The organism is Klebsiella planticola ATCC 33531, assembly GCF_000735435.1.
Classification (GTDB): Bacteria; Pseudomonadota; Gammaproteobacteria; order Enterobacterales; family Enterobacteriaceae; genus Klebsiella; species Klebsiella planticola.
This window is the reverse complement of sequence record NZ_JMPP01000063.1, coordinates 1-10,717: the sequence shown is the minus strand read 5'-3', so window position 1 is coordinate 10,717 and position 10,717 is coordinate 1. Positions and strand designations below refer to the sequence as shown.

Genomic DNA, 10,717 nt, shown 5'->3' with positions numbered 1-10,717 from the left:
AGGCCCGGTAAGCGTAGCGCCACCGGGCGAATCCCCGATGGTCCGGTAGTGCGGGAGATTTGGGGTCGCTGCGGGGAATATTACCGGGGTGGCGGCTGCGGCCTTACCCGGCCTACGGGACTATGCAGGGCCCGCGGAAGGAGACAGAACGGTAGGCCCGGTAAGCGTAGCGCCACCGGGCGAAGTCCGCAGTGAGGGGATTTACCGGCGCCCCAGCGGCACGACCAGCGGCGTATGGGCGACCGGATCGTCAATGATCATGCAGCGCAGGCCGTAAATCTGCTCGATCAATTCGGCGGTGACAATCTCTTTCGGCGCCCCCTCGGCAATGATTTTACCCTCGCGCAAGGCAATCAAATGCGTTGCGTAGCGGCAGGCCTGGTTGAGGTCGTGCAGTACCGCCGCCAGGGTATACCCCTTTTCGCGGTTGAGCTCGCTCAGCAGCTCCAGCAGATCGATTTGATGGCTGATATCCAGCCAGGTAGTGGGCTCATCGAGCAGCATAATGGCCGTTTCCTGCGCCAGCACCATGGCAATCCAGGCCCGCTGCCGTTGGCCGCCGGAGAGCGTATCGACGCTTTGTCGTGCCAGATCGGTTATTCCGGTCGCCCTCATGGCGCTGTTGACCGCGTCATCATCCTCTTTACGCCAGCGGGTAAACAGCGGCTGATGCGGATAGCGGCCGCGCGCCACCAGCTCCTGAACGGTAATATCCCCCGGGGTGGTGGCATTTTGCGCCAGCAGACCGATGCGTTTCGCCACCTCTTTGCTGGCATAGCGCTGGATCTGCTCACCGTCGAGATAAACATGGCCGCTGGCCGGCGTCATCAGGCGACTCAGGGTTCGCAGCAGCGTCGATTTCCCGCAGCCGTTAGGGCCAATGATTGCGGTGAAATGGCCATCAGGAATGGTCACATTCAGCGATTCGGCGATGGTCTTTTTGCCGTACGCCAGGGTTAGCTGGTCGCCGCGCAAACGGGTCGTTTCGGCGGTCATTTTTTGCGGGACTCCTGAATTAACAGCGCGATGAGATAGATGCCGCCGAGGCTGACGGTCACCACTCCCACCGGTAATTGATAAGGCATAAACAGGCGCTGGGCGCTGTAGTCAGCCAGCGCCAGCAGCAGCGCGCCGCAGAGCGCCGATTGGGTTAATCCCCAGCGCGCGGTGCCGCTCAGGCGGCGGGCGATATGCGGCGCGACCAGGGCGATAAACGAGATCGGTCCGGCTAACGCGGTGGCGGCGGCGGTCAGTACCACGCCCACCAGCATCATCAGCAGGCGCGAACGTTCCACCCGCACGCCGAGCGCGCAGGCGGTATCGTCGCCCATCTCCAGCAGGCGCATGCGCCGGGCAAGCAGTGCCGCCGCTATCAGCATCAGCACAATCAGCGGCGCGGAGGGCCAGGTTTTTCCCCAGGTCAGGCCATTGAGCGAGCCGGCATTCCACAACCCGGCGGAGAGAGCGGTCTCCAGCGAGGCGCGCAGCAGCAGCCAGGTATTGAAGGCCACCAGCATGGCGCGAACGCCGATGCCGATAATAATCAGGCGAAACGTTTCAATGCCGTTGCGCCAGGCCAGCAGCCAGACCACCAGCGCGGTCAACACGCCGCCGGTCATCGCCGCCAGCGCAATCGCCGTCAGGTTCTGGCCGAACATCACCATCGCCACCAGCACGCCACTCCAGGCGCCGGTGTTGAAGCCCATTACATCGGGGCTGCCCAGCGGGTTGCGCATCAGCGACTGAAAAATGGCGCCGCTGACGCCAAGTCCCGCACCGATCAGCAGGGCCATCAGCACCCGCGGCAGTCGCCATTCGGTGACCACCATGGTGATATTACGCGGCGCATCGCCCAGCAGAGCGGAAAGCACCTGCTCGACGCTTAACGGCACCAGACCGCTGCCGAGGCCCCAGAGGGAGACCAGCAGGCTGGTAGCCAGCAGAATCAGACAGCTGAGCAACAGTCGGCGAGAAGGGGCTATCATATTGCACCTCCGCGCGGCTGACGGCGCACCAGCCAAATCAGCACCGGCGCGCCGATAAAGGCGCTGACCACCGATACTCGCAGTTCACCGGGGACCAGCAGGCGACCCAATACATCGGCAAACAGCAGCAGAGCAGGGGTTGCCAGTAAGGTGACCGGCAACGACCAGCGATGGTCAGCGCCCACCAGCCAGCGCGACATATGCGGCATCATCAGGCCGATAAAGGCGATGGGGCCAACTACCGCCGTGGCACTACCGCAGAGCACGGTAATCGCCAGCAGGCCGATAACCTGAGTGCGGGCGACCCGGCTGCCGAGCGCGGTGGCGGTATCATTGCCGAGACTCAGACTGTTCAACGCCCGGCTTAACAACAGCGTCACGGCGGCGGCAATCACCACCGGCAGGAGGACGATTTTCAGCGTCTGCAGCGTGCGAATATCCAGCGAACCGGCCTGCCAGAAGCGCAGCTGGTCGTAAACATCGGGGTTGAGCAGCGCAATGCCGTTGGAGAGCCCTTCCAGCACGGCCGCCAGCGCCACGCCGGCTAGCGTCAGACGTACCGGACTGAGCTGACCGCCGCCCTGACTGCCGGTAAAGGCCACCAGCAGCGAGGCGCCAAACGCGCCGCAAAACGACATCAGCAGCTGTTCCTGCGGGGAGTGGATGCCAAACAGCGCGGCACCCAGCACAATCGCGAAGCTGGCGCCGGAGTTCACGCCGAGAATGCCGGGATCGGCAAGGGGATTACGCGTCAGAGTCTGCATCAGCGATCCTGCCAGGCCCAGCGCGGCGCCGGCCAGTAGTCCCGCCAGGGTTCGCGGCAGCCGGGCGTCCAGCACGATAGTACAGTCGGCGCTCTGACAGGTACCGGAAAAAGCCTCCACGACGACGCTCACTGGAAGAGGTTTGGCGCCAATCAGCAGGCTGAGAGCGATAGCAAAGGCTAAAACGAGTAACAGACCAGGTACGGCAACGGCGCGCACCGTGGTCGTAGAAAACGACATAATTCACATCCCTGACATGATAATGATAGTAATTATCGTTATCGATTCTATTCAGTTATGTTAGCATGGCGGCCCACAAGAATGGTATACGCAAAATCATTCAGAATGCATCGCGGCGGCAAACGCACGCTTGCCTGGAAGTATCGCTAACCGTATGACCGGGTTAAGGAAGTGCAGCCAATAAGTACGCTGCCTGAACGATCGCGCGTTGATGGAAAATAATAACAAGGCGCTGTAATGAACCGACAATCCCGGCTGCTGAACCTCAGTCTGCTGCAAACCCATCCGGCGTTTCGCGCCGTCTTTATCGCCCGTTTTATCTCGATCCTGTCGCTTGGCCTGCTGGGCGTGGCGATTCCGGTACAAATCCAGATGATGACCCACTCCACCTGGCAGGTCGGGCTCTCGGTCACGTTGACCGGCTGCTCAATGTTTGTTGGCCTGATGGTCGGCGGCGTGCTGGCGGATCGCTATGAGCGGAAACGTTTGATTCTGCTGGCGCGGGGAACCTGCGGCGTGGGGTTTGTCGGTCTGTGCCTCAACGCGCTGCTGCCTGAACCGTCGCTCATCGCTATCTATCTGCTGGGTATCTGGGACGGTTTTTTTGCTTCGCTGGGCGTGACGGCGCTGCTGGCGGCGACGCCGGCGCTGGTCGGGCGTGAAAACCTGATGCAGGCCGGGGCGATCACCATGCTGACGGTGCGCCTGGGATCGGTGATTTCGCCGATGATCGGCGGTCTGCTGCTGGCCACCGGCGGCGTGGCCTGGAACTATGGCCTGGCGGCGGCGGGCACCTTTATCACCACCCTGACCCTGCTGCGCTTGCCGCTGCTACCGCCGCCACCGCAGCCGCGGGAACACCCGCTGAAGTCGCTGCTGGCGGGGCTGAAGTTCCTCTTCAACAGCCCGCTGATTGGCGGGATTGCTCTGCTGGGCGGTCTGCTGACGATGGCAAGCGCGGTACGGGTGCTTTATCCGGCGCTGGCCGACGGCTGGCGGATGTCGGCCTCGCAGATTGGCTTGCTATATGCCGCTATTCCGCTGGGGGCAGCGCTTGGGGCGTTGACCAGCGGTCAGCTGGCGCAAACGGCAAAACCGGGCGCTCTGATGCTGATGACGACGGTCGGCTCATTTGTGGCCATCGCGCTATTTAGCCTGATGCCGTTCTGGGCATTGGGCGCGCTGTGTCTGGCGCTGTTTGGCTGGCTGAGCGCGATCAGCTCGCTGTTGCAGTACACCCTGATTCAGACCCAGACGCCGGAAGCGATGCTCGGGCGGATTAACGGTCTGTGGACCGCGCAGAACGTTACTGGCGATGCCATTGGCGCCGCGTTGCTGGGTGGGCTGGGGGCGATAATGACGCCGGTCGCGTCGGCGAGCGCCAGCGGTTGGGTGCTGGTGATTGTCGGCGTAATTCTGATTGGGCTGCTGGGGGAGCTGCGTCGTTTCCAGCGTCCTGAAACGGTCAGCGAGGTCTGAAACCGCTAGCCCGGATAGCGGCGTCAACGCCTTATCCGGGCCACAGAGCGATGATTGGCGGCAGGGCGCAGCGCCTGCCGGGCATGAAGGTTAGCCGAAGAGGGTGGCGAGACGCTGCAGTACCAGCATGGCGCTGTAGTAATCGAGACGGAATGTTTCTGTACCGAGCGGATAGACGCGCTTGTTCTCTACCGCCGGGAGGTGCGCCAGCAGTGGGTTGGCGTAAATCGCATCGGCATCTTTTCCGTCACCGGCGAACAGGAACAGGCTGTTGCCATTGAGGCCTGCGGCTAAATTTTCGCCGCCCAGCTGGATAATGTCATGGCGTTTCCCCTGGCTCTGGCTGGCATGCAGACCGGCGGGTAAGGTCGCCAGTTTAAAGCCCAGCTGTTCAAGCATCTGACCTTGAGCGGATTCCGGCGTCCACAGGTTGGCGCTGTGGGCGGCGGCGGTATAGACCAGCGCGCTGACCGGCTGCGGCGGGAGTTTCATCTGTTGCTTCAGGGTGGCGAGCTGCTTATCAAACTCAGCAATACGCGCGGTCGCCTGTTTTTCCTGGCCGGTGATGTGCCCCAGTTCGGTCAACAGCGCCTGCCAGCTTTTGTCATCGTAATTAATGATAAGCGTTGGAGCGATGGTGGAGAGCTGGTCATACAGCGCGAGGGCGGAATCCCCGCCGGTAGCGCTAATCAGAATCAGATCCGGCATTTGTGCGGCTACGGCCTCGGCGCTGGGTTCGCCGATGTACAGGCGCGCGAGCTTACGTTCTTTCGCGACGGCGCTCCACTGACGCAGAAATCCCCGATCGTCGGCCACGCGGTTGTTCGGCGTGGTTGCGCCGCTGGCGACCACCGGCGCGTCAATCGCCAGTAAGGATCCGGTGAGGGTGACACTGGTGGAGACGATGCGCAGGGGTTTGCTTTCCAGCGTATGTGCGCCGCGGCTATCGGTCACCTGACGAGGCCAGTCGGCTGCCAGAGCTGAGGTAATTCCTAAAAGCACCAGCCCGCAGGCCAGCAGGGTACGGCGACATAATGTGGACAAATTCACGAATTCGCATCCTGATTCAGTTGGGATAAATGCGTCTCATTTTCAACTTTGTCGTGCGCGGATGCAAGCCTAAGTCGCACAACATGCCGTTTGTACGGTTGACATGGCAGGCAATACCTTTTAGGTTAGCCAACCAAAATATAAATGATAATTATTCGTAATATCTTTATCGTTTTTGGAGGATGATATGGAAACGTCACTGGCCGAGGATGTACAGGAACAAAAAATGACCCTGTTGCCGGAAAGCTTCTTCTTTATGTCGCCGTACCGCAGTTTTCGTACCGCGGGCTGTTTTAGCCGTTTTTCCCACTCTGCCGCCGATGGCGCGCTGCTCGATGGGGAGTTTCAGCGGAATATGGCGGCCGCGTTCACTGACGCGAAGGCTGCCGGGATCCGTAAGCCGGTGATGGTCGGCGCTATCCCGTTTGATACCAACCAGCCTTCCGAACTGTTTATTCCAGAGAGCTGGGAGAATTTCTCCCGCACCGGTAAACAGCAGTCGGCGCGCTACTTCACCGCCCAGACGCCAATGGATGTCGTGGAGCGTCAGGAGATTCCTCAACAGGATGCGTTTATGGCGATGGTTGAGCGGGCCGCCGGGCTGACCGCGACGCCGGAAGTGGACAAGGTTGTCCTGTCACGCCTGATCGATATTACCACCCGCGAGCGCGTGGACAGCGGCGCGCTGCTCGAGCGCCTGATCGCGCAGAACCCTGCCAGCTTTAACTTCCACGTGCCGCTCTCCGACGGCGGCGTGCTGCTGGGCGCCAGCCCGGAGCTGCTGCTGCGCAAAGAGGGCGATCATTTCAGCTCCCTGCCGCTGGCCGGCTCGGCCCGCCGCCAGCCGGATGACGTACTGGATCGCGAAGCGGGTAACAAGCTACTGGCTTCCGGAAAAGATCGCCACGAGCACGAACTGGTGACCCAGGCGATGAAGGCGGTGCTGACGCCGCGCTGCCGTGAACTGTCGCTGCCGGATTCCCCACAGCTGGTCACCACGCCAACGCTATGGCACCTGGCGACGCCGATTGAAGGTACCGCGCTGGCGCAGGAGAACGCGATGTCGCTGGCCTGCCTGCTGCATCCTACCCCGGCTCTGAGCGGTTTCCCACATCAGGTGGCGAAACGACTGATTGCCGAGCTTGAACCGTTCGACCGCCAGCTGTTTGGCGGCATTGTTGGCTGGTGCGATGACGAAGGTAACGGCGAATGGGTGGTGACGATTCGCTGCGCTCGCCTGCATCAGCGTACGCTGCGTCTGTTTGCCGGCGCGGGGATTGTTCCGGCCTCCTCTCCGCTGGGAGAGTGGCGTGAAACCGGCGTCAAACTGACGACCATGCTGAATGTGTTTGGCTTGAATTAAGAGGCAATGATGATTGCATTTAACCGCTGGCCGGAAAGTTTTGCCGCCCGCTACCGCGAAAAGGGCTACTGGCAGGATTTGCCGCTAACCAACCTGATTACCCGTCACGCCGACAGCGACGCCATCGCCATTATCGACGGTGATAAGCAGCACAGCTATCGTCAGTTCAATCAGCAGGTGGATAACCTGGCCTCGTCGCTCCAGCGTCTGGGGCTGAAGCGCGGTGAAACCGCGCTGGTGCAGCTGGGCAACGTCGCCGAATTCTACATCACCCTGTTTGCGCTGCTGCGTATCGGGGTGGCGCCGGTGAATGCGTTGTTCAGCCATCAGCGCAGCGAGCTGAATGCCTACGCGACGCAAATTGAGCCCGCGCTGCTGATTGCCGATCGCGAGCATGCGCTGTTTGCCGATGATCATTTCCTGAATGGCTTTGTTGAGCAGCATGCGTCAGTACGGGTTGTGCTGCTGCGCAACGATTGCGGTGAATACGATCTGGCGGCGGCGATCGCGCGGCCGGCGGAGAACTTTATCGCGAATCCGACACCTGCCGATGAAGTGGCCTTTTTCCAGCTCTCCGGCGGCAGTACCGGGACGCCGAAGCTGATACCTCGCACCCATAACGACTACGACTACAGCATCCGTCGCAGTAACGAAATTTGCGGCATCAGCGCGGAAACTCGCTACCTCAACGCGCTGCCCGCCGCCCACAACTACGCGATGAGCTCGCCGGGTTCCCTCGGCGTGTTCCTCGCCGGTGGTCGGGTGATTCTGGCCGCCGATCCGAGCGCGACGCTCTGCTTCCCGCTGATTGAACAACATCAGATTAACGTCGCTTCACTGGTACCGCCGGCGGTCAGCCTGTGGCTACAGGCGATCCGCGAAGGGGCCGGGAATGCGCAGCTGCGTTCGCTGACGCTGCTGCAGGTTGGCGGCGCGCGCCTGTCGGCAACGCTGGCGGCGCGGATTCCGGCGGAGATTGGCTGCCAGCTTCAGCAGGTCTTCGGCATGGCGGAAGGGCTGGTGAACTACACCCGCCTCAACGACAGCCCGGAGCGCATCATCAATACCCAGGGTTGCCCGATGTGCCCGGACGATGAGGTCTGGGTGGCAGATGCCGACGGCAACCCGCTACCACGTGGCGAGGTGGGACGTCTGATGACCCGGGGTCCATACACCTTCCGCGGCTACTACAAAAGTCCACAGCATAACGCCGAAGCGTTTGATGCCGACGGTTTTTACTGTTCCGGCGATCTGATCTCGATCGACGAAGACGGGTACATCACCGTGCAGGGGCGTGAAAAAGATCAGATCAACCGCGGCGGCGAGAAGATCGCGGCGGAGGAAGTTGAAAACCTGCTGCTGCGCCATCCAGCGGTGATCCATGCCGCGCTGGTCAGCATGGAAGATAGCCTGCTGGGCGAGAAAAGCTGCGCGTATCTGGTGGTGAAAGAGCCGCTGCGTGCGGTAGCGGTACGCCGTTTCCTGCGCGAACAGGGCGTCGCGGAATTTAAACTGCCGGACCGTGTGGAGTGCCTGGATGCGCTGCCGCTGACGCCGGTGGGCAAAGTCGATAAAAAACAATTACGCCAGTGGCTGGCCTCACGCGAGCCGGGCTGAAGGAGAAGAGAGAATGGCCATCCCGAAATTACAGGCTTACACGCTGCCGGAAGCCAGCGACATCCCGGCGAACAAAGTGAACTGGGCTTTTGAGCCATCCCGCGCTGCGCTGCTGATCCACGATATGCAGGAATATTTCCTCAACTTCTGGGGCGAAGACAGCGCCATGATGGCGAAAGTCGTTGCCAATATTGCCGCGCTGCGTGATTTCTGCAAACAGAATAACATTCCGGTGTTTTACACCGCGCAACCGAAAGAGCAAAGCGATGAAGATCGCGCCCTGCTTAATGATATGTGGGGGCCGGGCCTGACCCGTTCGCCGGAGCAGCAGCGCGTGATTGCCGCGCTGGCGCCGGATGAACACGACACCGTACTGGTGAAGTGGCGCTACAGTGCGTTTCACCGATCGCCGCTGGAAGAGATGCTCAAAGAGAGCGGCCGCGATCAGCTGATTATCACCGGCGTCTATGCCCATATCGGCTGTATGACCACCGCTACCGACGCCTTTATGCGCGATATTAAGCCGTTCTTCGTCGCCGATGCGCTGGCTGACTTTAGCCGTGAAGAACATCTGATGTCGCTGAAATATGTTGCCGGTCGTAGTGGCCGGGTAGTGATGACCGAAGAGCTGCTGCCGCTGCCGGCATCAAAAACGGCGCTGCGTGCGCTGGTGCTGCCGCTGCTCGATGAATCCGACGAGCCTATGGATGACGAAAATCTGATCGACTACGGTCTGGACTCGGTACGTATGATGGCGCTGGCCGCCCGCTGGCGCAAAGTGCACGGCGATATTGACTTCGTGATGCTGGCGAAAAACCCGACCATTGACGCCTGGTGGGCGCTGCTCTCCCGTGAGGTGAAATAATGGCCGCGCTGGATTTTCAGGGGCAAACCGTTTGGGTCACCGGCGCCGGCAAAGGGATTGGTTATGCAACGGCGCTGGCGTTTGTTGAAGCCGGCGCCCGGGTGAGCGGTTTCGATCTCGCTTTTGAGGGCGATGACTATCCGTTTGCCACCCACACCCTGGATGTTGCCAATGCGCAGCAGGTGGCCGAGGTGTGCGGGCATCTGCTGAAAGGCATCGATCGGCTGGATGTGCTGGTTAACGCCGCGGGGATTCTGCGCATGGGCGCGACCGATGAGCTGAGTCTGGAGGCATGGCAGCAGACTTTCGCCGTCAACGTCGGCGGCGCGTTTAACCTGTTCCAGCAGACGATGGGCCAGTTCCGTCGCCAGCAGGGCGGGGCCATTGTCACCGTTGCCTCCGATGCCGCGCATACGCCGCGCATCGGCATGAGCGCCTACGGCGCCTCAAAGGCGGCGCTGAAAAGTCTGGCGCTGACCGTGGGCCTCGAGCTGGCGGGCAGCGGCGTACGCTGCAACCTGGTTTCGCCGGGCTCCACCGACACCGATATGCAGCGCACGCTGTGGGTGAGTGAGGATGCCGAGCAGCGCCGTATCCGCGGTTTCGGCGAGCAGTTTAAGCTCGGGATCCCGCTGGGTAAAATTGCGCGTCCGCAGGAGATTGCCAGCACGATTCTGTTCCTCGCTTCCGATCACGCCAGTCATATCACGCTGCAGGATATCGTGGTGGACGGCGGCTCGACGCTGGGGGCGTAAATGGCCTGGAAACGTCAGCTGACGCTGGAGGCGCTTAATGCCACCAGCGAGAATACGATGGTCGCTCACCTGGGGATTGTCTACACCCGGCTGGAAGAAGGGCTGCTGGAGGCGAGTATGCCGGTTGATGCGCGTACGCATCAACCGTTTGGTCTGCTGCACGGCGGCGCCTCCGCGGCGCTGGCGGAGACGCTGGGGTCGATGGCCGGCTGGCTGATGACCGAAGAGGGGCAGTGCGTGGTGGGGACCGAGCTGAATGCAACCCACCATCGGGCGGTCTCGAGCGGTCGCGTGCGCGGCGAGTGTCGCCCTCTGCACCTCGGGCGTCAGAACCAGAGCTGGGAGATTGCGGTGTTTGACGAGCGGGGCCGCCGCTGCTGTACCTGCCGCCTGGGGACCGCGGTCCTCGGCTGAAGCGCTCTGCTCCCGGCTGGCGGCGTGAACGCCTTAGCCGGGCTACGGATTAACAACCGTCTGTGATTTTGTCGCCCGGGAGGCGCAATATTCCATCTCCGGGAGCGGCCTCCGTGTGGCAATACTCTGCGGCCGACTCCCCGGTGGCGCTGCGCTTACCGGGGCTACGGGACCCGGGCTAAGCT

At 61.6% G+C, this 10,717-nt stretch carries 10 protein-coding genes; 6 read left to right on the top strand and 4 right to left on the bottom strand.

Features of this window, described 5'->3' with window-relative positions; all coding sequences use genetic code 11:
• Positions 1–201 precede the first annotated feature (201 nt).
• The 3 genes from fepC to fepD are packed head-to-tail and all read right to left on the bottom strand — an operon-like array spanning position 202 to position 2,989.
• The gene (fepC, locus tag GRPL_RS02810; protein WP_004859346.1) at positions 202–996 is read right to left on the bottom strand and encodes an iron-enterobactin ABC transporter ATP-binding protein; all 795 of its coding nucleotides are present in this window, start codon (positions 994–996) and stop codon (positions 202–204) included.
• Positions 993–1,985, bottom strand: coding sequence for an iron-enterobactin ABC transporter permease (fepG, locus tag GRPL_RS02815; RefSeq protein WP_032700596.1), 993 nt, complete (start codon positions 1,983–1,985; stop codon positions 993–995). Before fepG ends, fepC begins: the two co-directional genes overlap by 4 nt.
• The gene (fepD, locus tag GRPL_RS02820; RefSeq protein ID WP_032700595.1) at positions 1,982–2,989 is read right to left on the bottom strand and encodes a Fe(3+)-siderophore ABC transporter permease; all 1,008 of its coding nucleotides are present in this window, start codon (positions 2,987–2,989) and stop codon (positions 1,982–1,984) included. The genes fepG and fepD overlap by 4 nt, the downstream gene beginning before the upstream one ends.
• A 237-nt stretch (positions 2,990–3,226) precedes the next feature.
• Here fepD and entS point away from each other — a divergent pair, with 237 nt between their 5' ends.
• Entirely contained in the window at positions 3,227–4,468 is a 1,242-nt protein-coding gene (entS, locus tag GRPL_RS02825; RefSeq protein WP_032688951.1) for an enterobactin transporter EntS, read from the top strand.
• Positions 4,469–4,558: 90 nt separating this feature from the next.
• On the opposite strand, the gene fepB is transcribed toward entS, so the two are convergent.
• A complete protein-coding gene (fepB, locus tag GRPL_RS02830; protein WP_032688949.1) occupies positions 4,559–5,518 on the bottom strand; it encodes a Fe2+-enterobactin ABC transporter substrate-binding protein in 960 nt (319 codons plus the stop codon).
• 187 nt (positions 5,519–5,705) lie between these two features.
• Here fepB and entC point away from each other — a divergent pair, with 187 nt between their 5' ends.
• From entC to entH, 5 genes are read left to right on the top strand one after another with little or no spacing between them, the layout of a single operon-like run.
• Entirely contained in the window at positions 5,706–6,881 is a 1,176-nt protein-coding gene (gene entC / locus GRPL_RS02835; RefSeq protein WP_032688948.1) for an isochorismate synthase EntC, read from the top strand.
• 9 nt (positions 6,882–6,890) lie between these two features.
• Positions 6,891–8,498, top strand: coding sequence for a (2,3-dihydroxybenzoyl)adenylate synthase EntE (gene entE / locus GRPL_RS02840; protein ID WP_032700594.1), 1,608 nt, complete (start codon positions 6,891–6,893; stop codon positions 8,496–8,498).
• 13 nt (positions 8,499–8,511) lie between these two features.
• Positions 8,512–9,363, top strand: coding sequence for an enterobactin biosynthesis bifunctional isochorismatase/aryl carrier protein EntB (gene entB, locus GRPL_RS02845; protein WP_032688945.1), 852 nt, complete (start codon positions 8,512–8,514; stop codon positions 9,361–9,363).
• A complete protein-coding gene (gene entA / locus GRPL_RS02850) occupies positions 9,363–10,118 on the top strand; it encodes a 2,3-dihydro-2,3-dihydroxybenzoate dehydrogenase EntA (RefSeq protein WP_032688943.1) in 756 nt (251 codons plus the stop codon). Before entB ends, entA begins: the two co-directional genes overlap by 1 nt.
• Positions 10,119–10,532, top strand: coding sequence for a proofreading thioesterase EntH (gene entH / locus GRPL_RS02855; RefSeq protein ID WP_032688942.1), 414 nt, complete (start codon positions 10,119–10,121; stop codon positions 10,530–10,532).
• The last annotated feature ends 185 nt before the right edge of the window (positions 10,533–10,717 follow it).

Excerpts from the sequence above, each read along its gene's own strand:
- fepC (WP_004859346.1), bottom strand. The coding sequence starts at position 996 with ATGACCGCCGAAACGACCCGTTTGCGCGGCGACCAGCTAACCCTGGCG.
- fepG (WP_032700596.1), bottom strand. The coding sequence starts at position 1,985 with ATGATAGCCCCTTCTCGCCGACTGTTGCTCAGCTGTCTGATTCTGCTG.
- entA (WP_032688943.1), top strand. The coding sequence starts at position 9,363 with ATGGCCGCGCTGGATTTTCAGGGGCAAACCGTTTGGGTCACCGGCGCC.
- entH (WP_032688942.1), top strand. The coding sequence starts at position 10,119 with ATGGCCTGGAAACGTCAGCTGACGCTGGAGGCGCTTAATGCCACCAGC.
- entC (WP_032688948.1), top strand. The coding sequence starts at position 5,706 with ATGGAAACGTCACTGGCCGAGGATGTACAGGAACAAAAAATGACCCTG.
- fepD (WP_032700595.1), bottom strand. The coding sequence starts at position 2,989 with ATGTCGTTTTCTACGACCACGGTGCGCGCCGTTGCCGTACCTGGTCTG.
- entB (WP_032688945.1), top strand. The coding sequence starts at position 8,512 with ATGGCCATCCCGAAATTACAGGCTTACACGCTGCCGGAAGCCAGCGAC.
- entS (WP_032688951.1), top strand. The coding sequence starts at position 3,227 with ATGAACCGACAATCCCGGCTGCTGAACCTCAGTCTGCTGCAAACCCAT.
- entE (WP_032700594.1), top strand. The coding sequence starts at position 6,891 with ATGATTGCATTTAACCGCTGGCCGGAAAGTTTTGCCGCCCGCTACCGC.